This is a genomic window from Methylomonas sp. MK1 (genome assembly GCF_000365425.1).
Taxonomy (GTDB): domain Bacteria; phylum Pseudomonadota; class Gammaproteobacteria; order Methylococcales; family Methylomonadaceae; genus Methylomonas.
In genome coordinates this window covers 1006681-1030100 of sequence record NZ_AQOV01000002.1, presented here as the reverse complement: position 1 = coordinate 1030100, position 23420 = coordinate 1006681, and the positions used below count along the sequence as shown (strand labels likewise).

21 protein-coding genes are annotated in these 23420 nt (G+C 52.6%); 16 read left to right on the top strand and 5 right to left on the bottom strand.

The window, feature by feature from the left end; genetic code table 11:
* Positions 1–24: 24 nt before the first annotated feature.
* From lepB to smc, 4 genes are all read right to left on the bottom strand, one after another.
* Positions 25–801 carry a signal peptidase I gene (gene lepB, locus G006_RS0121515; RefSeq protein WP_020485290.1) on the bottom strand — a complete coding sequence of 259 codons (777 nt, stop codon included), beginning with the start codon at positions 799–801 and terminating at the stop codon, positions 25–27.
* 12 nt (positions 802–813) lie between these two features.
* Positions 814–2613: a translation elongation factor 4 gene (gene lepA, locus G006_RS0121510; RefSeq protein ID WP_020485289.1), complete on the bottom strand. Its 1800-nt coding sequence runs from the start codon at positions 2611–2613 to the stop codon at positions 814–816.
* 71 nt (positions 2614–2684) lie between these two features.
* Positions 2685–3422, bottom strand: coding sequence for a cell division protein ZipA C-terminal FtsZ-binding domain-containing protein (locus tag G006_RS0121505; protein ID WP_020485288.1), 738 nt, complete (start codon positions 3420–3422; stop codon positions 2685–2687).
* A complete protein-coding gene (gene smc / locus G006_RS0121500; protein WP_020485287.1) occupies positions 3422–6922 on the bottom strand; it encodes a chromosome segregation protein SMC in 3501 nt (1166 codons plus the stop codon). The genes G006_RS0121505 and smc overlap by 1 nt, the downstream gene beginning before the upstream one ends.
* 371 nt (positions 6923–7293) lie before the next feature.
* On the opposite strand from smc, the gene nhaD reads away from it, so the two are divergent.
* The 3 genes from nhaD to G006_RS0121485 are packed head-to-tail and all read left to right on the top strand — an operon-like array spanning position 7294 to position 11000.
* Positions 7294–8745, top strand: coding sequence for a sodium:proton antiporter NhaD (nhaD, locus tag G006_RS0121495; RefSeq protein WP_020485286.1), 1452 nt, complete (start codon positions 7294–7296; stop codon positions 8743–8745).
* A gap of 24 nt (positions 8746–8769) precedes the next feature.
* Entirely contained in the window at positions 8770–10305 is a 1536-nt protein-coding gene (locus G006_RS0121490; RefSeq protein WP_020485285.1) for a DUF4118 domain-containing protein, read from the top strand.
* The gene (locus G006_RS0121485) at positions 10302–11000 is read left to right on the top strand and encodes a response regulator (protein ID WP_020485284.1); all 699 of its coding nucleotides are present in this window, start codon (positions 10302–10304) and stop codon (positions 10998–11000) included. The genes G006_RS0121490 and G006_RS0121485 overlap by 4 nt, the downstream gene beginning before the upstream one ends.
* Positions 11001–11202: 202 nt before the next feature.
* Here the strand turns inward: G006_RS0121485 and G006_RS0121480 are convergent, their stop codons facing one another.
* Entirely contained in the window at positions 11203–11562 is a 360-nt protein-coding gene (locus G006_RS0121480) for a hypothetical protein (RefSeq protein ID WP_020485283.1), read from the bottom strand.
* A 294-nt stretch (positions 11563–11856) separates the two neighbouring features.
* Here G006_RS0121480 and queF point away from each other — a divergent pair, with 294 nt between their 5' ends.
* The 13 genes from queF (at position 11857) to tpx (ending at position 23357) form a co-directional block, all read left to right on the top strand.
* Complete coding sequence (gene queF, locus G006_RS0121475) at positions 11857–12246, top strand: preQ(1) synthase (protein WP_020485282.1); 390 nt, start codon at positions 11857–11859, stop codon at positions 12244–12246.
* A 6-nt stretch (positions 12247–12252) separates the two neighbouring features.
* A complete protein-coding gene (locus tag G006_RS0121470) occupies positions 12253–12537 on the top strand; it encodes an EscU/YscU/HrcU family type III secretion system export apparatus switch protein (RefSeq protein WP_020485281.1) in 285 nt (94 codons plus the stop codon).
* Positions 12534–13394 carry an archaetidylserine decarboxylase gene (gene asd, locus G006_RS0121465; RefSeq protein ID WP_020485280.1) on the top strand — a complete coding sequence of 287 codons (861 nt, stop codon included), beginning with the start codon at positions 12534–12536 and terminating at the stop codon, positions 13392–13394. The genes G006_RS0121470 and asd overlap by 4 nt, the downstream gene beginning before the upstream one ends.
* 108 nt (positions 13395–13502) lie before the next feature.
* Complete coding sequence (gene yajC, locus G006_RS0121460) at positions 13503–13853, top strand: preprotein translocase subunit YajC (protein ID WP_020485279.1); 351 nt, start codon at positions 13503–13505, stop codon at positions 13851–13853.
* Positions 13854–13928: 75 nt separating this feature from the next.
* A complete protein-coding gene (gene secD / locus G006_RS0121455) occupies positions 13929–15776 on the top strand; it encodes a protein translocase subunit SecD (protein ID WP_020485278.1) in 1848 nt (615 codons plus the stop codon).
* Between the two features lie 149 nt (positions 15777–15925).
* Positions 15926–16357 (top strand): nucleoside-diphosphate kinase, encoded by a 432-nt coding sequence (gene ndk, locus G006_RS0121450; RefSeq protein WP_020485277.1) that lies wholly within the window; start codon positions 15926–15928, stop codon positions 16355–16357.
* Positions 16332–17444: a bifunctional tRNA (adenosine(37)-C2)-methyltransferase TrmG/ribosomal RNA large subunit methyltransferase RlmN gene (locus G006_RS0121445; protein ID WP_020485276.1), complete on the top strand. Its 1113-nt coding sequence runs from the start codon at positions 16332–16334 to the stop codon at positions 17442–17444. The genes ndk and G006_RS0121445 overlap by 26 nt, the downstream gene beginning before the upstream one ends.
* Positions 17434–18195, top strand: a complete 762-nt coding sequence (pilW, locus tag G006_RS0121440) for a type IV pilus biogenesis/stability protein PilW (protein ID WP_020485275.1) — start codon at positions 17434–17436, stop codon at positions 18193–18195. The genes G006_RS0121445 and pilW overlap by 11 nt, the downstream gene beginning before the upstream one ends.
* A 19-nt stretch (positions 18196–18214) precedes the next feature.
* Entirely contained in the window at positions 18215–19501 is a 1287-nt protein-coding gene (gene hisS, locus G006_RS0121435) for a histidine--tRNA ligase (RefSeq protein WP_020485274.1), read from the top strand.
* Positions 19502–19534: 33 nt separating this feature from the next.
* On the top strand, positions 19535–20191 hold the full coding sequence (locus G006_RS0121430) for a YfgM family protein (protein ID WP_020485273.1): 657 nt from the start codon (positions 19535–19537) through the stop codon (positions 20189–20191).
* A gap of 28 nt (positions 20192–20219) precedes the next feature.
* Positions 20220–21431, top strand: a complete 1212-nt coding sequence (gene bamB, locus G006_RS0121425) for an outer membrane protein assembly factor BamB (RefSeq protein WP_033194296.1) — start codon at positions 20220–20222, stop codon at positions 21429–21431.
* Between the two features lie 4 nt (positions 21432–21435).
* Positions 21436–22827, top strand: coding sequence for a ribosome biogenesis GTPase Der (der, locus tag G006_RS0121420; RefSeq protein ID WP_020485271.1), 1392 nt, complete (start codon positions 21436–21438; stop codon positions 22825–22827).
* 26 nt (positions 22828–22853) lie between these two features.
* On the top strand, positions 22854–23357 hold the full coding sequence (gene tpx, locus G006_RS0121415) for a thiol peroxidase (protein ID WP_020485270.1): 504 nt from the start codon (positions 22854–22856) through the stop codon (positions 23355–23357).
* Positions 23358–23420: the final 63 nt, after the last annotated feature.

Sequence of the window (23420 nt, the reverse complement as noted above, 5' to 3'; positions counted from 1 at the left end):
TCGGATTGCCACGCAGTAAACCGCTCAACGCAGCACTGTGCCTAGCCGGTCGAAAGCAATACCGTTATTTTGCCAGTCCCAATTCATCCAGATAAAAAAGGCTCTACCCACCAGATTGGCTTCAGGTACCGTGCCCCAATAACGGCTGTCGTTACTGTTGTCGCGGTTATCGCCCATGACGAAATACTGACCCTGCGGGACCACAAACACATCCTCAACAGACGAGGCTCCACGACTAACCAAGATGGAATGCTCAACCCCCAACAAATCCTCTTCCAGACGCTCGGCACCGGTCATGTTACTGCCCTGCCCAACACCTTGATAACGCCCCAGCGACACCTGCTTGGCAGGAACACCGTTAACGTGAAGCTTTTTGTCAAAGTAAGCGATGCGGTCACCCGGCAAACCAATCACCCGTTTGATGTAATCAACTTCCGGTTGTTTCGGAAACCTAAACACCACGATGTCGCCGCGCTTGGGCTCACCCACTTCGATAACCTTGGTGTTCAACACCGGTAAGCGCACCCCGTAACTGAATTTATTCACCAAAATAAAATCACCGACCAACAATGTTGGCATCATCGATCCCGACGGAATCCGGAACGGTTCGAACAAAAACGAGCGCAGCAACAGGACGATCAATACTACCGGAAAAAACGAGCGGGCATACTCGACCATTAGCGGCTCGTTTTCGGTAGGGTACGGCAGATTGGCCCGCTTCAGATATAGGCTATACCCACCCCAGACAATGCCGGTGACAAAACTGGCTACCACCAGAAAAAATGAAAAATCGTAATCCATAATTGATCGTTATTATTCTTTGTTGACCTGCAACACCGCCAGGAAGGCTTCCTGTGGAATCTCGATACTACCCACCTGCTTCATCCGTTTTTTACCGGCTTTCTGCTTTTCCAGCAGCTTTTTCTTACGGGTAATGTCGCCACCATAACATTTGGCTGTGACATTTTTGCGCATGGCTTTTACCGTAGAGCGTGCAATGACTTTTGCGCCGATAGCCGCCTGAATCGCCACTTCGTACATCTGCCGCGGAATCAGATCTTTCATCTTTTCGACCAAATCGCGGCCGCGATTCTGGCTCAAGTCGCGATGCACGATAATTGACAAGGCGTCGACTTTGTCACCGTTGATTAAGACGTCCAGCTTAACGAGGGGGGCCGGCTCGAAGCGCAAAAATTCGTAATCGAAAGACGCATAACCACGACTGACCGACTTCAAACGATCAAAGAAGTCCAGCACCACTTCGCTCATCGGCAACTCGTAGCTCAGCGACACCTGGCTACCGGCATACTGCATGTTTTTCTGAATGCCGCGTTTTTCGATACACAGATTGATCACATTGCCCAAGTAGGCTTGCGGCACCAGAATATTCGCCAGAATGATAGGCTCGCGAATCTCGACGATGGTGCCAACATCCGGCAACTTAGCCGGGTTGTCGACCATCACTATTTCGCTGCCATGGGTTTCTACTTCGTAAACCACGGTAGGCGCGGTGGTAATTAGGTCAATATTGTATTCGCGCTCCAGTCGCTCCTGGACGATTTCCATGTGCAGCATGCCCAGGAAGCCGCAACGAAAGCCAAAGCCCAAGGCTTGCGAAGTTTCCGGCTCGTAATTCAATGCCGAATCGTTCAAGCGCAATTTGTCCAAAGCTTCGCGCATCGCGCCAAAGTCGTCGGAACTGACCGGATACAAACCGGCGAACACCCGCGGCTGAACTTTTTCAAACCCCGGCAAGGATTCAGTCGCAGGGTTATCGGTCGCGGTAATGGTATCGCCGACCGGCGCGCCGAAAATATCCTTGATACCCGCAACGATAAAGCCAACTTCACCGGTGTGTAACTGCTGTTTCTCCAGCTGTTTTGGCGTGTAGACCCCCAGCTTCTCGACCAGAAACGATTTACCGGTCGACATCACGGTAATCTTTTGCTTTTTACGCAGATTGCCGTTGACGATACGCACCAGCGAGACTACGCCCAGATAGTTATCGAACCAGGAATCGATGATCAATGCTTGTAAAGGCGCATTTTCATCGCCGGCCGGCGGTGGAATTTTCTGGATCAATTGGTCCAGCACCGCTTCCACGCCGATACCGGTCTTGGCGCTAATCTTAAGTGCTTCGTCGGCAGGAATACCGATAACATTCTCGATTTCTTCCATTACCCGCTCGGGCTCAGCTGACGGCAAATCGATCTTGTTTAAGACCGGCACGACTTCCAATCCTTGTTCGATAGCGGTGTAGCAGTTGGCGACACTTTGCGCTTCCACGCCTTGCGCGGCGTCAACGACCAGCAAAGCGCCCTCGCAGGCCGCCAAAGAACGCGAGACTTCATAGGAAAAGTCCACGTGGCCCGGTGTGTCGATAAAATTCAGCTGATAGGTAACGCCGTCGCTGGCTTTGTAATCCAGGGTGACGCTTTGCGCCTTGATAGTGATGCCGCGTTCCCTCTCCAGATCCATGGAATCGAGTACTTGCGCCTCCATCTCCCGGTCGCTTAATCCGCCACAAATTTGAATGAATCGGTCTGCCAATGTCGATTTCCCGTGATCGATATGGGCAATGATGGAGAAATTTCTGATATTTTTTTGATCCACTTAGCTTCTAGTTAATTCGTTAGGTTTACAGAATAAATGCGGCGGCTGCCCTGCCCCCGCGAGGTACTGCTTTAGGCGGCCTTGGCCAATATTTGTCTAAACTGCGCGACGGTTTCCGCAGTCAGCGGCTGCCGCTGATTGTCCCAGACCACGCCGTCCAGTTCGTCGGCCAGAGTATCGATGGTTTCCATGAAGTCATCGAATACCGCCAACGGCGCATCGACCTCACGTGGCTGCATGAAAAACACGATGCCGGGGCAATAAAAGTCTTGTAGCCCGGTATCGGGAAAAGTACCGGGATCGACCATGCTGGCGACAGCGAAATCGACCATTCGGTTGGCATCTACGCGCTCGAATACCCGCACACTACCGTAACGCAAACCCACGCGTTCGAAAGCCTCGAACAAATCTTCGCCGTTAAAACCCTGATCGGCTCGCGCCACGATGCTGAACTCGATCAAGGCCGGCAATTCCAAACGCCGCGAATTAGCCAAGGTCGCGGCTTGTTTCTTATCGACATCCTTACGCGAGACATCGGTCGAGGGTTTTGGGCTGGGCTTGATGGCTTGATCGTCTAACAGAGCATCTCCATCAACCAACTCGCTGCCCAACGCAAATACATCCATCTCATCGTCGTCTTCCTCGACCGAAAACTCGTCAACCACGCGGTCGTCGTAAGAGTCCTCGTCGTAATAATCGTCGGGCGTGCGTCTTTCTCGCAACGATTTGACGAAATGCCACAACACCATGCCGATCATCACCAGCACGCCGATCAAAATAATCACGACTCTTAATAATTCTTTATCCATTAGCTTTCTGCCATGCTCACTGCTTCATCAATATCAACCGCCACCATTCTGGATACTCCAGGCTCCTTCATGGTAACACCTGCCAGATGTTTTGCAATTTCCATTGTGACTTTGTTGTGCGAAATATACAAAAACTGTACGGTTGCCGACATGTCTTCCACCATCTGCGAAAAGCGCACGACGTTAGCATCATCCAGAGGCGCATCCACTTCATCAAGCAAACAGAACGGCGCCGGGTTCAATTCAAAAATCGAGAACACCAAGGCCACCGCCGTCAAAGCCTTCTCGCCGCCGGACAACAGATGAATTGAGCTGTTGCGCTTGCCGGGCGGCCGGGCAATGATGTTGACGCCGGCTTCCAGCAAATCGTCTTCGGTTAACTCCAGATAAGCCTGACCGCCCCCAAACAAACGCGGAAACTTCTCTTTCAAACCATTATTGATCTTGTCGAAAGTCTCTTTAAAACGCTGGCGACTTTCTTTGTCGATCTTGCTGATCGCTTGATCCAGCGTATTCAAGGCATCAACCAAATCGTCATGCTGCTCGTTTAAAAACTTCATCCGTTCGGACTGGGTTTTGAATTCCTCGATCGCCGTCAGGTTGATGGACCCCAGCTTTTCTATCTGATCGGTCAAATCATCGACCGCATTTTTCCACTTAGCTTCCGTTGCGCCTTCGGACAGATTGGTTAGTATCGCCTCCGGATCGGCATCGACTTCGGTCAGTTGCTCCGCAATCGTTTGCTGCCGCACCCGGCTGTCCTGTTGCTCGAAACGCACCTGATCCAAGGCTTCTTTTTGTTTTTCCAAGGACCGTTGGGTTTGCGAGTATTGCTCAGCCAATTGACTGACTGTCTGTTCGCTGGCTTGTTGCGCCTGGCGTTCGGACTGAAGGTTATCCTCGAATTCGGCTTTTCTCTCCAACAACTCTTCCAGCTGCAATTTCTCGTCGTCGAGCGGTGCCAAGGCATAGTGCAATTTGTTTTCCAACTCGGCGATTCGGTCAGCCGACTGCTGATGCTGTAATTGCAAACGCTCAATCTGCTTGGCTGTCAGCACTTCCGAGGATTTCAAGGATTCGATCTGCGCATGCAAACGATGCAAATGTCGACGCGCCTCGTCGACCGATGCATCGGTGTTCTGCTGCTGAGCTTGAATTTGTTGATTCAGTTGTTCCAATTCGGTTTTCTTGTCGCCCAGATCACCTAAAGCTTGCTCGGCATCCTGCTTGATCATCTCAGCTTCTGAGATGCTTTCAGCGTTTTCCGCCAGGTGCTGGCTGATTTCTTCAATTTCGTAATCGAGTTGCTCCAGGCGGCGTTTTTGCTGTTCAAAACGTGCCGATTGCGCGCTGTACTCGGCGCTTTTCGCGGAAAACTCGGCGCTCAGCAGCTTTTCCTTTTGTTGGTACTGCTCACGATTGCTTTCGGCGGCCTTTAACTCCTGTTCAGCGTTCGCCAATTGTTCTTCATCCTCGGCAATCGTCATTTGCAGTTCGCTTTGCCGCTGCTTCAGTTCGCGTAATTCTTTTTCGCGATGCAATACACCGGCCTTGCTGTCGCTGCCCCGGCTGATTTTGATCCAATCCCTACCCAGCCAGGTGCCGTCGGCCAACACCACCGACTCGTGCGCCTGTAAATTCATTTGCCGGGCCTGTTGCATGGTCTCGGCGCAGTAGATGCCGCTTAATAGACTGGATAAATCCCAGCGACTGCGCAACTTACTCGCCAAAGCCACCGAATCAGCACTAGCACCGCTTGAACTGGCATGCGTTTCAAACACCACCAAGGACTGTTTGGTCAAATCCTGCAACTCGCCCAATATCGAATCGGCGCTATCTACACAGATCGCTTCCAGGTAACTGCCCAATACCGTTTCCACGGCGGTTTCCCAGCCTTCTTCCGCATCCAGAAATTCAGCTAAGCGCGGTTGTTGCTCCAAGCCTACCTGCTCCAGCCAGACGCCCAACTCTTTTTTATCCTTACCCATCGCGTGCTGCTGCAACAATTCCAAGGAACTGATCTTGCCGTTAACCTTCTGCAATTCGGCTCGGCTGGCGTGCAGGCTGTCGTGAAGTTGTTTGATGGCCGGCCGTAGTTCGGCGATGCGTTGCAGCACGACTTCCAGTTGCTGCTGCAACGCATCACGTTCGGCTTCAATCAATTCGATACTGCTATCCAGCGTTTCCAATGCCAGTTGCAACTGGGTGTCGGCCAGGCCGCCACGTTCGCCGTTTAATTTGTCCAAGCGCGTCTGCAACTGCCGGTTTTGATTTTCCAGCTGTACCAGCTTGGTCCGCTGCACTTCCGCTTGTTCGCGATAACCGGCGTTTTCCGCCAAAAACGCTTCCCACTGCTGCTGCCATTGCTGCTTTTGCAAATGCGCGTCTTGTTGAATGCCCAGCAAGTCTTCCTCGCGTTCGCGGGCCACAATCATGGTTTCTTCGGCTTCCAGCAAGGTCTGGCGAATTTCCTCCAGCTGCTGCCGGTCCTGCTCGCATTCGGATTGCGCCTGCTCGGCGTGCAGTTTCAAGCGATTGATTTCGACCAGGGTTTCTTCGTGGCTTTTTTGGTTGTGCTTGATGGTCTGTTCCAGCCGGCTGACTTCGGCAACCACCGCATAATATTCCGCTTGGGTGCTGTCCAGATGCTGCTGCTGAGCTTTCTGTTCACCGCGTTTCAGCTCCATGGATTTTTCGGTATCGCGCAAAAGCACGAACAAACGATTGTGTTCGGCGGCGATACTTTGCAGTTTTTCTTCCAGCTTCTGCGCGGAGCGTTGGAAATTTTGCCAGCGCATTGCCAGCAACTCTTGCTTGTATTGGCGTTCCTGCTTTTTCAGCTCGGTGTATTTCTCGGCCTTTTCCGCCTGCTTGGCCAAATTCTTGATTTGCTTTTCGACCTCGTCACGCAAATCGTTCAGCCGCTCCAGATTCTCGCGGGTATGGCGCATGCGGGTTTCGGTTTCCGAACGCCTCTCTTTATATTTGGAAACGCCCGCAGCTTCCTCGATATGGATACGCAAATCTTCCGGCTTGGCTTCCACCATCCGGGAAATCGTACCCTGCTCGATGATCGCGTAACTGCGCGAGCCCAGACCGGTGCCCAAAAATAGATCGGTAATATCCTTACGCCGGCATTTGGAACCGTTCAACATGAACAACGACTGGCCGTCGCGGCTGACCTGGCGTTTAATGGAAATGGTGGCGTACTGCGAATATTCGCCGCCGGCCTTGCCTTCGCTGTTGTCGAATACCAGTTCGACAGACGCCATACTGACCGGTTTACGACCCGACGAACCGTTGAAAATCACGTCCGCCATATTGCCGCCGCGCAAATGCTTGGCCGAGCTTTCGCCCATCACCCAACGCACCGCGTCGATGATATTGGATTTGCCGCAACCGTTGGGGCCGACAATCGCAGTCAGATTGCCGTTGATCGGTATCGTGGTGGGATCGACAAAGGATTTGAAACCCGAAAGTTTGATTTTTTCCAGCTTCATGACTGGTTAGAGACGCTCAAGACCGTTTACAAAGCCGGCTATTATCTTCGAAATGCCATTTCGATTCGAATGGAATTTAAATCCGCTTAACACTACGCCTTAAACTGAACGAAGCATTTGGTCTCGAAAATCAATGTGTAAAAACATTGCTGTTGTCGCTTGACCAACCACAGCTGTGCCCCTGGCAGCAAACGCTAGCAGCCTTTAACAAAGGCGATCTCAAATTTTGCACATGTAGCGGCTTTGCTTGCAAACATTGCCTCTTTACGCCTTTTTTACACAGCAAAAAATAAAATCCGCTGGTCGCCAAAAATTACCACAAACAAAGCAATTTTAAGGCATCTTCATTTATCCCGTTAACCGGAGCACGCATGCTGCACGTTGTTGTCTATCTGCTCGGACTGATGTCGCTGATATTTCCCTGCCTCGGATTTGCCGAGTCCGCGACGGCAGCGCCACAAGCCTTTCATCTTGATCTAACCCAACATTGGGCCGGTTACTTCTCGCTGCTCGTGATGATCACGGCATATATAGCCGCGATGCTGGAAGATGTGACGAATCTGCGCAAATCCAAACCAATGCTGCTGGCGGCAGCTTTAATCTGGTTTGTCATTGTCCTGGCGTATCAACAACACGGCCATAGCTTACCGGCGACCACCGCCTTCAAGGGTAACTTGCAGGCCTATATAGAATTGTTATTGTTCATAATGGTTTCAATGACTTATTTGAACGCCATGGAAGATATGGGGATTTTTAATGCCCTGAAGATCTGGCTGGTGAGTAAAGACCTCAGCTATCGGCGACTATTTTGGATCACGGGATTTTTAGTTTTTCTAATTTCCTGTATCGTCAACGGCTTAACCGCTGGCCTACTGATGGGCGCTGTCGTGGTAGCCGTCGGCAAGAATAGCCCGCGCTTTGTCTCACTGGGTTGTTTGAACATCGTGATTGCCACCAATGCCGGCGGCACATTTAGCCCGCTGGGCGGCATATCGACGCTGTTTGTTTGGCAGCACGGCATGCTGGGTTTTACCGAGTTTTTCAAATTGTTCGTGCCATGTCTGGTAAATTTTCTGCTGCCGGCCGCAGCCATGCATTTTGCCTTGCCTAAAGACAAACCCATCGTCGAGCCCCAGCAAATATTGTTACCGCGCGGTGCCAAGCGCATCATATTCCTATTCGGCGTCACCATCAGCTTGGCGGTTGGTTTTGATATGGCGTTGGGATTGCCGGCGGCAGCCGGCATGATGGCTGGTCTATCCTTGTTACAATTCTTTTATTTCTTTTTGCAAAAATCCGATAAACCAAACAATCCGCAACAATCGGAATTTTCGCTATTTTTCGGCGGTGGCGATTTGAGCTCGATGTCTGTCGAAGCCAAGCGGCTGGATATTTTCGATAAAGTCGGCCGCCTGGAATGGGATACCCTGCTGTTCTTCTACGGCGCGATGATGGGAATAGGCGGCTTGGGCTTTATCGGCTATCTTGATGCTATTTCTCATGTGTTATACGGACAATTTAGCCCGACCTTGGCAAATGTCATGATCGGTTTGTCATCGGCATTCGTCGATAACGGCACTTTGATGTTCGCGGTGTTGACCATGCATCCCGATATTCCGCAAGGACAATGGCTGTTGCTGACCTTGACCCTAGGCGTAGGCGGCAGCCTGCTGGCAATTGGCTCCGCGCCAGGCATCGGTTTAATGGGCCAAGCCAAAGGACAATATACGTTCGGCAGCCATATGAAATGGTGTCCGGTAATCCTGTTGGCATACTTTGCCAGTATCGGCACACATATGCTGGTCAATGCAGGGTCTTTCTGACCAGCAGAAGCCTTAAACGGATTGATGAAATTATCTGGCGTTTTCGGCTCCAGCCCGAACTTAGCGAAAAACGAGCGTTTCATCGGCCATGCCTGGGGTTTAGCCGCGCCCTTCATTTGCACGCTGATCGATTGGCCTTTGCGCGACCTGTTGGGACCGGCCAGCATCCTGATGACTTACTTGCTGGGCGTATTTCTGGTCGCCAGCCGCTATGGTCGCAGCGCGTCCATCGTCGCCTCGCTACTCAGCGCGCCAACCTTTGCATTTTATTTTGCCCGGCCAATTTTCTCGTTTGCGATTAGCGACCTGGAAAATATCGTCGGCTTGGCGGTAATGATCATTGTCGCGAACGTCACCGGCAGCTTGCTTGAAAAATCACGCTTGCAAGCCGAGTTAGCCAAACAACGGGAATCGCATACTAATGCGCTCTATCGATTGAGTCGTGACCTGTCCGCGGCCCAGGATCACAACGCCGTTGCCCGTATCGCGGCCGAACATATCGACAATGAATTTGGTACGGATTCGGTGCTGCTGATTGCCAATACCGAAAACGGCCTGCAAATACAGACAAATCAGGTATTACCCGTTTCACTGCACAACATCGATCTTGCTCTGGCACAACGGGCCTTCGAGAAAGGCGAAGTCAGACAGCAGCACCCTTTAAGCTATTACCCGCTGCACGGATCTAGTGCCGTGCAAGGTGTGTTAACCATCCTACAAACTGAAGCATTGGTCAGACAATCGCCGGAAGTAAACACCTTCTGCCATTTAATCGCGCAAACCTTGGAGCGATTTCAGCTAGCCGCTCAAGCCCGCGAGGCCAATCTGCAAGCCGAAACTGAAGCCTTGCGCAATGCGTTGTTAAGCTCCATTTCCCATGACCTACGCACGCCTTTGACCCGCATCATTGGTGCGGTCGGCACCGCTATCGAGAATGATGCCGGATTATCAGCCATGGAACGCCAAGAGTTGAATCAATCGGTATTGGAAGAAGCGCAACGCATGTCGGAGTTGACCGGCAAAATTCTGGATATGGCCCGCTTGAGCAGCGGTCAGATCATTTTACACCGCAGCTGGAACGCCATTGAAGAAATCGTCGGCAGTGCCTTGAACCGCCTGGATAAACACTTACAGGACAGACCGGTACGCACGCTGCTGCCGGATAGCTTGCCGCTATTGTGGATCGACGCGGTACTGATGGAACAGGTACTGGTCAATCTGATCGAAAACGCGGTTAAGTATACGTCGCCGGGCAGCCCCATTGACATCGAAGCGATAGCGCTGCCGAAGCGCTTCCGCTTAAGCATAACGGATTACGGCCCTGGCATTGCCAAACATCAACAAACCCGGATTTTCGAGAAGTTTTATCGCGGCGCCACCGAAACCCAGCAAAACGGGGTTGGCCTGGGGCTGGCATTGTGTAAGGCTATCGTCGAGGCGCATGGCGGGCTTATTCAAGCCGATAACCGCGCCGGCAAAGGTGCGGAATTTAGCATCGAACTACCCCTGCATGCGCCGCCGCTGCTTGCAGAATCGGAAGCGCTTGGGAGCGTAGCATGACAGCAATCCCCCTGATTCTACTGATAGAAGACGACGCACAAACCCGACGCTTCCTAAAAACCAGCCTCACCCATCGCGGTTGGTCCACAATCGAAGCCGACTGCGGCAAATCGGGGCTGGCAATGCTGAATAGCGAACATCCAGATTTGGTGATCTTGGATCTAGGGTTACCTGACATGGACGGTATAGCGGTCACCCGTCGCCTGCGCCAATTGTCGGATTTGCCCATCCTGATCTTGTCGGCGCGCAGCCAGGAACAAAACAAGATCCTGGCACTAGATGCCGGTGCCGACGATTACTTGACCAAACCCTTCGGTAGCGGCGAATTGCACGCTCGTCTGCAAGCCTTGATGCGCCGGGTCGCTCGCAGCCGTAGCAACCTAGAGGTATTCGAAACCGGTCTATTAAAGGTAGATTTGACGCGTCGGAAAGTATTCGTTGCCGACAACGAAGTACGCATCACCCCTATCGAATATCGATTGCTCGGCATTCTGATACGCCATGCCGGCGTAGTGGTCACCCATCGCCAGCTACTTCAGGAAGTCTGGGGGGCTGAGCACATCCACGATCAACATTATCTGCGTATTTACATGGGGCAATTGCGCCACAAGCTGGAAGTCAACCCGGCGCGGCCACGTTATTTGCTGACTGAAGTCGGCGTGGGCTACCGCATGGCGATTAATGATACCGAGTAGAGCAACCATTCGAGATCAACTGGCAGCACAGGATTCCACTTCTTTAGTGATAGTCGCTTCGTTTTTATCGCCAGCGACTATTTCAAGACTTCAGTCAATCGGGGCGAGACGAGGATTGGTATGAAATTACCGGAATTTAGCGGAGCCAGCCATTAAGGCTGGCCCCCTATTTGCGGAAACTGCTGAAAGAAACGTAACGAGCCTAATTCAACAATGCGCCTAAGTTGGCGCGCGATCTGTTGGCGACAGCGGATTGGGCTTGAACTGGATTGTTTTGAATGTCCGAGATTAACTTCCCAACCACCTCTTGCGCCTGCTCCGGACTGTTGATTCTGGCCTGACTGTCGCTATTTTGTCCGCTGGCAGCCTGCGCCAATTTCAAAGATTCCTGGGACAAACTGACTGTGTCGCTTGGGCTTGGCTCGGTTCTCTCAACCTGACTTTGCGAATTACTTGCCTTTCTGCGCTCGGCCAATTCTTCAATTGCGCCGGCTTTTTGCTCTCTGGATACGCCTTGGCTAGCCAAGGAATTTTGGTTTGGGTATGTAGTGTTGATTTCCATCGTCGACTCCCCTGCAAATTGAACTTACATTCTAGCGGTTTTTACGATTCGCCTTAGCACTAATTTTACATCATTCGCCCCAAGTTGTTGACAATTCCGCCGACCAATTGTTTAGACTCGTTTAGGAAGGACAAACCCGGAACCCCACACACCCGCCAACGTAAAATAATGCTATAAATAATTGATTTTAAATGCTTAATACGCTATCGCATCTTAGCTGGTAAAATATAACCAGACTTAACCGGCGGATGTCATATCCGCCACTCCGGAATCCCTAGCAACCCAAATCAAGCAATGACTACAAAACCCAGCGCAGACCTCACCACTTTCGAAAACCCCAGGCCGGCGCGCGACTTTACGATTCGCATCGACATCCCTGAATTTACCTGTTTATGCCCGATGACCGGCCAGCCCGACTTCGCCAAACTGGTTCTGGAATACGTACCCAACACATTGTGCGTCGAGCTCAAATCCTTAAAGCTGTATATGTGGACTTTTCGCGAGCGCGGCGCATTTCATGAAGCGGTCACCAACGAGATTTTGGATCATATTGTCGCGGCGATTTCACCTAATTTCATGCGCTTGCGCGCCGAATTCAATGTGCGCGGCGGCATTTACACCACCGTGATCGCCGAGCATCGCGACCCAAGCTGGCAAGCACCCGAATTGGTCAATCTGCCTTAAATCGCCGTGAGCGGCAGAACCTTCTATAACAGCGACATTGCCGTCGCGCTACAGTACGACGGCAAAAATGCGCCGAAAGTTACCGCTAAAGGCGAAGGCTTTACCGCTCAGCAAATTCTGGCCATCGCCGAAAAACACGGCGTACCGCTGCAAAACGAACCGGAGCTGGCGCGAATTTTGGCGCAAGTCCCGCTCGGCGAGGAAATCCCCCAACAACTTTATATTGCCGTCGCCGAAGTCATCGCCTTCGCGTATTTCATCAGCGGCAAAACCCCCGATTCCGACACATGAACTTAAAAGAAATTTTTACCGTGTTGCCGCAATACGCATTGCCGCATCACGCCCTTTCCGGCTTGATGTCCAAACTGACTCACTGCCAAAACAAAACCTGGAAAAATCTGTTTATCAAATCCATCGTGCAGATGTACGGCGTGAATATGCAGGAAGCCAAGTCTCAAGACCTGGATAACTATCCTAGCTTTAATGATTTTTTTACCCGCGAATTAAAAGACGGCGCCAGGCAGATTATCTCAGCAGCCGACGCCATAGCCTGCCCGGCGGACGGCGCGGTCAGCCAAGCCGGACCGATCAGCAACGGTCGAATTTTCCAAGCCAAAGGCCACGACTACAGCGCGCTGGAATTGCTCGGCGGCGATGTGGAACGGGCACAGGCCTTTGAAAACGGTTCCTTCGCCACCATTTACTTATCGCCAAAGGATTATCACCGTCTGCATATGCCCTTAACCGGCACTTTGAAAGAAATGGTGCATATTCCAGGCCGACTGTTCAGCGTGAATAACACCACCGTCGGCGCAGTGCCAAACCTTTTTGCGCGTAACGAGCGTGTGGCCTGTATTTTCGACACGGATGCCGGGCCGATGGCTTTGATTCTGGTGGGCGCGATTTTCGTGTCTAGCGTCGAAACCGTCTGGCACGGTGTAGTAACGCCACCTAGCATCAGCGCACCCAGAACTTGGCGTTATCAAGAAGACGCGCCGACGCTTGAAAAAGGCGTGGAAATGGGCAGGTTCAATATGGGCTCGACCATTATCGTCTTGTTCGGTAAAGAAAAAACCGCCTGGAACGAAGACTTGACCGCCGGCAAAGCGGTACAACTGGGCGAGGCAATCGGCCGAACGCTAGCATAAGCCGGGCAAATCGACAGCGTAATGTGATAAGCACTGCTAGTGTGGCATAATGCGCGCCTGTCCGCCCGGCCGGACCATTAAAACGACGATAACAATAAGAGGATTACCATGAGTTTCTTGATTTCTGATGCGCTGGCCCAAACAGCGCCCACCGCCGTACAACCCGGTTTTGAAGGCATGCTGTTCCCGTTGGGCATTCTGATATTTTTCTATTTCCTGTTCATCCGCCCGCAATCCAAGCGCAACAAGGAACAAAAACAAATGCTGGCTGCGTTGGGTAAAGGCGCGGAAGTGGTCACCACCGGCGGCATTCTAGGTAAAGTGGCCGAACTGGACGACAACTTCGTCAAACTGGAAGTATCCGATAACAGCTTTATTCAAGTACAACGCCATGCCATCGCCAACATGATGCCAAAAGGTACTTACAAAACCTTGAACAGCAAAAGAACCAAAGAATAAGTTTGCTTTAACCCTGCGATATCCCCCGCTTTTATTCGCAACAGCCTGGCTGTCACTGCTTTTAATGGAATAACCATGCAAAATCATTTCCCTGTCTGGAAAAACATCCTAGTAATTTTCGTGCTGTTGGTTGGTACGATTTACGCGCTGCCCAATCTTTATGGCAACGACCCGGCAGTGCAATTGGCTTCGTCTAGCCCGACGCCATTGCAGCAGTCTCAGGCTGACGCAGTCGCCGCCAGTATCAAAAACGCTGGTTTTACGCTGAAAAGCTTCGAATTTGCCGACGGCAAAATTCTGGCGCGCTTCAACAATACCGACGAACAAATGAAAGCGGCGGACATATTGCGCGAACAAATGTCCGGCAAAGCGACAGTCGCCTTAAATTTAGCGCCTGCCACCCCTGCTTGGCTGCGCGCTTTCGGTGCAAATCCTATGCATCTGGGCCTAGACTTGCGCGGCGGGGTGCACTTCCTGTTGGAAGTTGACATGGACAGCGCGCTGAAGCAGGCTGAAGAACGTTATACCAACGATATTCGCTCGGCCTTCCGCGATGCAAAAGTTCGGTATCAATCAGTTTCGAAGGAATCTGGTGGCATCAAAGTCGTGCTGCCTAACGAAGAATCCAGAGTTGCCGCCACGGAAGTACTCAACAAAGATTTCCGCACACTGGATTTAGTGGAAAGCGGTCCGAATGAATTTACGTTGAACATCCCCGAACGCAACCTGCGCGAAATCAAAAAGGCGGCGCTGGGCCAAAACATTACCACGCTGCGTAACCGGGTCAACGAACTGGGCGTAGCCGAGCCTATCATTCAGCAACAAGGCGACAGCCGCATCGTCGTGCAATTACCCGGCGTACAAGACACTACCCGCGCGAAAGAATTGTTAGGCACCACCGCCACACTGGAATACCGTTTAGTGGACGTGGAGCATGATGTGCAATCGGCCTTGGGCGGTCACGAACCTATCGGCAGCCGTTTATATAAAGACAAAAATGGCGCCCCGGTGCTATTGAAACGCGCGGTTATCGTTACCGGCGACCAGATCACCGATGCGTCATCAGGCTTGGATCAAGACGGTTCACCTGCCGTATTCATCACGCTGGATGGCGTCGGCGCCAAGAAGATGGGCAAGATGACCCAGGAAAATATCGGCAAGCCGATGGCGGTGGTGTTCATCGAATACAAATCCGAAACCCGGGTCGTTAACGGCGAGAAAGTTCAGCATAAAGAAAAAGTCGAAAAAGTCATCAGCGTCGCCACCATCCGCGACAGTTTCAGCAAACGCTTCCAAACCACCGGTCTGGATAGCCCTGAAGAAGCCCGCACCTTGGCCTTATTACTCAGAGCCGGCGCCTTGGCAGCTCCGGTTGAAATCGTCGAAGAACGCACGGTCGGCCCCAGTTTGGGTCAGGAAAATATCGATCAAGGCATGATGTCGATTACCGCCGGCTTCCTGCTGGTCGTGTTTTTCATGGTCGCTTATTACCGCGCGTTCGGCTTGATCGCCAACTTTGCTTTGTTGTTCAACGTTGTACTGCTGATCTCCATCATGTCCGTCTTGCAAGCCACCCTGACCCTGCCAGGCATGGCCGGTATCGTCTTGACTGTGGGTATGGCGGTGGACGCCAACGTACTGATCAACGAACGGATCCGCGAGGAACTGCGTAATGGCTTGAGCCGGCAGGCCAGTATTTACGTCGGTTACGAAAAAGCGTTTGCGACCATTCTCGACTCCAACGTGACTCACTTCATCGTCGCAGTATTATTGTTCGGCTTTGGCACGGGCCCGGTTAAGGGTTTCGCGCTGGTCCTGATGATTGGGATTGCCACTTCGGTATTTACTGCGGTTACCGGCACCCGGATGTTGGTCAACTGGTTCTACGGCAACGATCATCGCACCGATAAAATTTCCATCTAGCCAAAAAATTGAGACTCGGCGCAGCACAAACCGGGCCTATTCAGCCGTTTCGGAAAAGCACTATTCGGCAGGGCGTTTCTCAACACCCTGCCTGACAAGATATAATGCGCAATTAATTTTTCAATCACTATCCTCACTGGAGTTACACAATGGCAATCGAACGTACTTTCTCAATCATCAAGCCTGATGCAGTCGCTAAAAATGTGATTGGGGAAATTGTCAGCCGCTTCGAAAAAAACGGTCTGCGCATCGTGGCAGCAAAAATGCTGCAATTGAGCCAAGAACAAGCCGAAGGCTTTTATGCCGAGCATAAAGAACGCGGCTTTTTCAAAGACTTGGTCAGCTTCATGACCTCCGGTCCGGTTGTTGTGCAAGTATTGGAAGGCGAAAATGCGGTTCTGAAAAACCGTGAATTGATGGGCGCCACCAATCCTAAAGAAGCCGCTCCCGGCACCATTCGCGCGGACTTCGCGGTCAGCATCGACGAAAACGCCGTACACGGTTCCGATGCACCGGAATCTGCTGCGAGAGAAATCGCTTACTTCTTCTCTGCTGATGAACTCTGCGACCGTATCCGCTAAGCCAGCATTGATTAATCTGCTGGATTTCGACAGAAAAGGCTTGCAAGCCTTTTTTGTCGAGCTCGGCGAAAAGCCGTTTCGCGCCACTCAGGTGCTGAAATGGATTTATCAGGAAGGCATCTCCGATTTCGACGAGATGACCAACCTGAGCAAATCGCTGCGCAGTCATTTAAAAGAACACTGCCAGATCAAAGTCCCGGAAATCGTCGCCGAACAATTGGCGTCCGATGGCACCTGCAAATGGGCGGTACAGATGCACTGCGGCAATCGGGTGGAAACCGTTTACATCCCCGAAGAACGCCGCGCTACCCTTTGCGTGTCCTCACAAGTGGGCTGCGCACTGGCCTGCACCTTTTGCTCGACCGCCAAACAAGGCTTCAACCGCAACCTGTCCACCGCCGAAATCATCGGCCAGCTCTATCTGGCGCAACAAAGACTGGGGCCGGAACGCCGCATCACCAACGTGGTGATGATGGGCATGGGCGAGCCTCTGCTGAACTTCGATAATGTCGTGGCGGCAATGAATTTAATGATGGACGACTTTTGTTACGGCCTGTCCAAACGCCGCGTCACCATCAGCACCTCCGGCATTGTGCCGGCGATGAAGCGCCTGAACGAAGTCTGCGACGTCAGTGTCGCCGTCTCCTTGCACGCTCCGCATGACGCATTACGCGACCAATTGGTGCCTATCAACGTCAAATATCCGCTAAAAGAGTTGATGGAAGCCTGCCGCGAGTACGCCAAAACCGGCCCACGCAAGCACATCACGTTTGAATACGTGATGCTGGACGGTATCAACGATAGCCCGGAAGATGCGCGCACCCTAGTCAAACTATTGAAAACCGTGCCATCGAAACTGAATTTGATTCCTTTCAATCCGTTTCCGCAATCGCACTATCGCTGCTCCAGTAACGCCGCTATCCTGAAGTTTCGGGATATTCTGCATAATGCCGGCATCGTCACCACCGTCCGCAAGACCCGCGGCGAAGACATAGACGCAGCTTGCGGGCAATTGGTCGGTCAGGTACAAGACAAGAGCCGCAGACATTTAAAGCTGCAAGCGCAAGGACTCTCCCATGGCCAATAGGCGAACAGCTCGCGGATTAGTGCTGATCGGTTTATTGCTGGGTGCCTGCGGCTTACTGCCGGAGACCCGCGACACGATGAGCAATGCCGAAAAAGCCAAGCTCAATTTACAGATGGGCGCCCGCTATTTGGATATGGGCATGCTCGAAGTCGCCAAGGAAAAGCTGGAAACCGCAGTGCGACTGGATTCCAGCAACCCGGAAACCCATAACGCCCTAGCGGTATTCTACGAGCGTATCAAACAAACCGAAGCGGCCAGCGAGAGCTATCAAACAGCCTTGAGTAAAGACTCGGACAACTTCAGCATCAAGAACAACTACGGCCGTTTTTTGTGCGAGCAAGGCAAATTCGACAAAGGCGTCGCCCTGCTGCAAGAATCCATGGCCTCGCCGATGAACAGCCGACCCTGGTTCGCGCTGACCAATTTGGGCGTTTGCCATGCAAAACAAAATGACATGCAGCACGCCGAAGAGTATTTTCGTCAAGCACTGCAATCTCAACCGGACTATTCGCCCGCCTTGCAGGAGATGCAACGCATCAGCTATCAGAATGGTCAGTTTATGTCCGCTAGGGCGTTTTTGGAACGCTATCTAGGCGTTGCTAAACATACCCCGGAAACGCTGTGGATAGCGTTTCAAACCGAACGGGCGCTGGGCAACAGCAAAGTATCCGAAGAATACCGCGAGCAATTGATTAGCTCATTTCCGGCTTCCAAAGAGGCTCAACAAGTAAAAACCGCGATCAGCAAATAATCCGGCAGCAAACAAGATCATGGCAAAACAACAACAGGCTATCCAAGCCATCCGCGGCATGCACGACATCCTTCCCGAGCAATCGCCTTATTGGCAATGGCTGGAAGGCCAAGCCAGACAAGTACTGGGCGCCTACGGCTATCAGGAAATTCGTCTGCCCATCGTCGAAAAAACCGAGCTGTTCAAACGCTCGATCGGCGAAGTCACCGACATCGTCGAAAAAGAAATGTACACCTTCGACGACCGCAACGGCGACTCCTTGACCCTGCGTCCCGAAGGCACCGCCGGCTGTTTGCGCGCCTGTCTGGAACACGGTTTATTGCACAACCAGAGCCACCGCTTGTGGTATTACGGACCGATGTTCCGTCACGAGCGCCCGCAGAAAGGCCGTTACCGTCAATTCTACCAACTGGGCGTGGAAACCTATGGCATGCCGGGCCCGGATATCGACGCGGAAATCATCGCCCTAACCGACCGGCTTTGGAAGCAATTGGGGATTCGCGATAAAGTCGAACTGCAAATCAATTCCCTGGGTACCAGCGAAGAACGTTTGACCTACCGCGGCAAACTGGTCGACTATTTCCAACAACATCTGGCGGTTTTGGACGAAGACAGCTTGCGCCGCCTGGAAACCAATCCGCTACGCATTCTGGATAGTAAAAACCCCGACATGCAGGCCATGCTACAACAAGCTCCGGTGTTGCTTGAGCACCTGGGCGAAGAAAGCCTGGCGCATTTCAATAGCCTGAAAGCCACGCTGGACGACCTGGGCATCGCCTACCAGTTGAATACCCGCTTGGTGCGCGGCCTGGATTATTACGGCAAGACCGTATTCGAATGGGTCACCGAGCACTTGGGTTCGCAAGGCACCATCTGCGCCGGCGGCCGTTACGACGGTCTGATCGAGCAATTGGGCGGCAAAGCCAACCATGCTATCGGCTTTGCGATGGGTATGGAGCGCATCCTGGCGTTGCTGGAATTACTGGAAAACGTGCCGGTCGCGCCGACTACCGATGTATACATGATTCGGGTCGGCACCAGCGCCGAAGCCGCCGGCATGCGCTTGGCAGAGCGTATCCGCGATGCGATTCCCGGCTTAAAACTGCAAGTCAATTGCGGCGGCGGCAGCTTCAAGAGTCAGTTTAAAAAAGCCGATAAATCCGGTGCAGAGTACGCCATCATCATCGGCGACGACGAAGCCCAACGCGGCGAAGTAGCCTTGAAACCCTTACGCATCGACGCTGAACAAAGCACGCACAATCACGACCAACTCCTGCAAACCCTGCAAGACTGGCACAGCCAATAATCCCTTGTAACCTGAGAATAGAAGAGAACTACCGTGGCAATTTACGATACCGAAGAAGAACAGCTGGAACAGTTGAAAAAATGGTGGGAAGCCAATCAGACTTCATTGATCGCCGGTGTTGTCACCGCAATAGTATTGGTGAGCGGCTGGAATCTTTGGCAAAACCACCAACTGGACAAACGCAACCAAGCCTCGCAAATGTACCAACAATTATTGGACAGCGCGGCCAAGGACAATAGCGAATCCACCGAAAAACTGGCGGAACGCTTGCCTCTCGAATTTCCCGGCACCGCTTACGCCCACTATGCCGGCCTGCAACTGGCCAAAAGTAAAGTGCAAAAAGGCGATCTGGAAGGCGCTAAAGCGATTCTGGAAAAATCAATCAAAGAAGCCGACAGCGATGAATTAAGACATGTCGCCCGTCTGCGTCTGATTCAGTTAATGTTGGCTACCGGTCAATACGAACAAGGCTTGCAATTGATCGCTGCGGTCGATCCCGCCAAATCCGAAGGATTTTCCGCCAGTTACGACGAATTGCAGGGTGACCTGTATGTGGCGCTGGACCGCTTGGACGAAGCTCGTAGCGCTTACCAAAGCGCAATCAGAACCGGTCAAGCCACGCCGTTGACTCAGTTCAAACTGGACGACGTCGCGACGCCGAGCAACGCTGCCCCGGCGACCGCCAATTAAGCTCACTCCAACGGATACACGCTTTAGCATGTTAATCAGGAACATCAGATACCGCTCACTTTTCCCGCTGCTTGCTTGTCTGCCAATGCTGGCCGGCTGCGCGGGACTGGATGCCGGACGCGATTTTATCTCAGGCTTAACGGAATATATTACCGGCGACGACGACAACGCCGATCCGCCGGCCGCCTTGCAGGAATATACCCCGGAAGTGCAGGTCGAGGTGCTGTGGAAGGAATCAATCGGTAATGGCGCGGACGAAAAATATCTGAAACTGATACCCGCAGTCGCCGAAGGCACTATTTACGTGGGCGACAACAAAGGCCATTTGCAAGCTCGCGGGGCCGGCAACGGCAGCCTGACCTGGGAAAACAACACCGATTACAGCTTCTCGGCCGGTCCCGGCCTGGGTGTGCACACGGTGGTGATGGGCACCAGCACCGGCGAAGTCATAGGTTTTGACAAAGCCAGCGGCGAACAACGCTGGAAAATAGACGTGCCTAGCGAAGTATTGGCCGCCCCTGTGGTCAGTCGCGGTATTGTCATCGTCCGTACCACCGACGGCAAGATTATTGGCCTAAAAGAAGATAACGGCGCGCAACTATGGACCTTCGAGCACAACGTACCCGCCTTGAGTATCCGCGGCACCGGCGCGCCCATCATCATTGACGACAATGTGATCGCCGGCTCGGCTAACGGCAAGCTGGAAGCCCTGCAATTAAGAGACGGCAAATCCATCTGGGAAGCCACGATCGCGATTCCGAGCGGCCGTTCCGAAGTCGAACGCTTAGTCGATCTGGATGTCGATCCGGTCGCGGCGCGCGGGGCCATTTATATTGCCGGCTTCACCGGCGGCGCGTCCTCTGTTTCGGAAGTGGACGGCGACGTGCTGTGGCGCAACGAAGCGGTGTCGTCCTACACCGGCCTGAGCCTGGATTATCGTTACCTTTATGTCAGTGATACGCAAAGCGAGGTCTGGCAACTGGATCAACGTAGCGGCGCCTCGTTGTGGAAACAAAAAGACTTACACAACCGCCAATTGACGGCGGCGGTGGTTTATCAAAATTATGTGGTAGTTGGCGATTTCGAAGGCTACGTACATTGGCTGTCCAATAGCGACGGCCGCCAATTGGGCCGCATTCAGGTCAGTAAAGCGGCGATAGAAGCCAAGCCGGTAGTCGTGGACGACACTGTTTACATTTACGCCAAAGACGGCACCTTGGCCGCCTTGAGAGCAAAATAAATTCATGTTACCCGTTATAGCCCTAGTGGGCCGCCCCAATGTCGGCAAATCCACACTGTTCAATTATCTAACGCGAAGTCGCGAAGCATTAGTCGCCGACTATCCCGGCCTGACCCGCGACCGCCAATACGGTCGCGTCAAACGCGGTGAACGCGATTGTCTGATAGTAGATACCGGCGGGATTACCAACGAACAGGAAGGCATAGACGTCTTCGCCAAAAAGCAGGTGGAAATCGCCTTGCAGGAAGCCGACGTCGTGTTTTTTCTAGTCGACGCCCGCGATGGCCTCAACGCCATCGACGAAGCCATTGCCGACATGTTGCGCAAGCTTGGCAAACCGGTAGTGCTGGTAGTCAATAAAGTTGACGGCATAGACAGCAATACCGTGACCAACGATTTTTATAGCCTGGCGCTCGGCGAACCCATCGGTATCGCGGCCACGCACGGCCGCAATGTCCACGACTTGCTGGATCGCATCGACGAGCTGTTGCCGGTAGTCGAGGACGAATTCGAAGAACAAGATCCGGGTATCGCCATTGCCATCGTCGGCCGCCCCAATGTCGGCAAATCGACTTTAGTGAATCGACTGCTCGGCGAGGAACGCGTCGTAGTGTTCGACGAAGCCGGCACAACCCGCGACAGTATTTATATCCCCTTCGAACGCAACGGTCAGAAATTCACCTTGATCGATACCGCCGGCATGCGCCGCCGATCCAGGGTATCGTTGACGGTGGAAAAATTCAGCATCATCAAATCGCTGCAAGCTATCGAAAAAGCTCATGTGGTGATTTATTTGATCGACGCCCGCGAAGGTGTCACCGATCAGGATGCGCATATTCTGGGCTTGGTGCTAGAAGCTGGCCGCGCCTTGATCATCGGCCTGAATAAATGGGATGGCCTGAACGCCGAACACCGCGATTTCGTGAAAAAACAGATCGAGATCAAATTGTCGTTTCTGGAGTTTGCCGAAAAACACCCCATTTCGGCCTTACACGGCAGCGGCGTCGGCAAGTTGTTCGACGTAGTGCATACCTTGTACGACTCGGCCATGACCGATATGTCCACGCCCTTGCTGACCCGGATTTTGACCGACGCCCTGACAGCGCATCAGCCGCCATTGGTCGGTGGCCGTCGCATCAAATTAAAGTACGCGCATCAAGGCGGCCGCAATCCGCCGGTAGTAGTAATACACGGCACTCAGACCGATTCCCTGCCCGGCGCCTACAAACGCTATTTGATGAACTATTTCCGCGACCAGCTGCGACTGACGGGTACACCGATACGCTTGGTATTCAAGTCGCCGGAAAACCCGTTTCAAGGTCAGAAAAATCCACTAAGCGATCGCCAAGTTAAAAAACGCAAGCGCTTGATCGATTTCAGTAAACGAAAAAAATAACAACTCAAGATACCTGGAGCATTCCTATGGCAACCATTACTTTCCAAGGCAAACCTATCAACACTGTCGGCGATTTACCGGCGGTTGGTACGCCAGCGCCGGATTTCCAGCTAACCAATCGTAAAATGCAGGATGTGGGTTTGGCCGAGTTCGCCGGCAAGCGCAAAGTGCTGAATATTGTCCCCAGCCTGGATACGCCAACCTGCGCCACCTCGACCCGTAAATTCAACGAAAAAGCCGCGCATCTGGATAATACCGTGGTGCTGGTAGTGTCAGCCGACCTGCCGTTCGCGCAAGTACGGTTTTGCGAAGTCGAAGGCATCAAACACGTCGTGCCGCTCTCCAGCTTCCGTTCCAAATTTGCCCACGACTATGGCGTCGAACTATTGGACAGCATTTTGGCCGGCCTGACCGCCCGCGCCATCGTCATCATCGACGAAAACGACAAAGTGATCTATACCCAGTTGGTCAGTGAAATTGCCGACGAGCCCGATTATGTCAGCGCGTTGGCCGCGCTGCATCAACCTTAAATCCAGCGCGCCGAGCCCGACTTTCAGCTCGGTGCAAAGAACAGGCTAAAGATCTATCTACGG

Coding starts and splice junctions, on each gene's coding strand:
- lepB (WP_020485290.1), bottom strand. CDS start 801: ATGGATTACGATTTTTCATTTTTTCTGGTGGTAGCCAGTTTTGTCACC.
- G006_RS0121505 (WP_020485288.1), bottom strand. CDS start 3,422: ATGGATAAAGAATTATTAAGAGTCGTGATTATTTTGATCGGCGTGCTG.
- smc (WP_020485287.1), bottom strand. CDS start 6,922: ATGAAGCTGGAAAAAATCAAACTTTCGGGTTTCAAATCCTTTGTCGAT.
- nhaD (WP_020485286.1), top strand. CDS start 7,294: ATGCTGCACGTTGTTGTCTATCTGCTCGGACTGATGTCGCTGATATTT.
- G006_RS0121490 (WP_020485285.1), top strand. CDS start 8,770: ATGAAATTATCTGGCGTTTTCGGCTCCAGCCCGAACTTAGCGAAAAAC.
- G006_RS0121485 (WP_020485284.1), top strand. CDS start 10,302: ATGACAGCAATCCCCCTGATTCTACTGATAGAAGACGACGCACAAACC.
- G006_RS0121480 (WP_020485283.1), bottom strand. CDS start 11,562: ATGGAAATCAACACTACATACCCAAACCAAAATTCCTTGGCTAGCCAA.
- queF (WP_020485282.1), top strand. CDS start 11,857: ATGACTACAAAACCCAGCGCAGACCTCACCACTTTCGAAAACCCCAGG.
- asd (WP_020485280.1), top strand. CDS start 12,534: ATGAACTTAAAAGAAATTTTTACCGTGTTGCCGCAATACGCATTGCCG.
- yajC (WP_020485279.1), top strand. CDS start 13,503: ATGAGTTTCTTGATTTCTGATGCGCTGGCCCAAACAGCGCCCACCGCC.
- secD (WP_020485278.1), top strand. CDS start 13,929: ATGCAAAATCATTTCCCTGTCTGGAAAAACATCCTAGTAATTTTCGTG.
- ndk (WP_020485277.1), top strand. CDS start 15,926: ATGGCAATCGAACGTACTTTCTCAATCATCAAGCCTGATGCAGTCGCT.
- G006_RS0121445 (WP_020485276.1), top strand. CDS start 16,332: ATGAACTCTGCGACCGTATCCGCTAAGCCAGCATTGATTAATCTGCTG.
- pilW (WP_020485275.1), top strand. CDS start 17,434: ATGGCCAATAGGCGAACAGCTCGCGGATTAGTGCTGATCGGTTTATTG.
- hisS (WP_020485274.1), top strand. CDS start 18,215: ATGGCAAAACAACAACAGGCTATCCAAGCCATCCGCGGCATGCACGAC.
- bamB (WP_033194296.1), top strand. CDS start 20,220: ATGTTAATCAGGAACATCAGATACCGCTCACTTTTCCCGCTGCTTGCT.
- der (WP_020485271.1), top strand. CDS start 21,436: ATGTTACCCGTTATAGCCCTAGTGGGCCGCCCCAATGTCGGCAAATCC.
- tpx (WP_020485270.1), top strand. CDS start 22,854: ATGGCAACCATTACTTTCCAAGGCAAACCTATCAACACTGTCGGCGAT.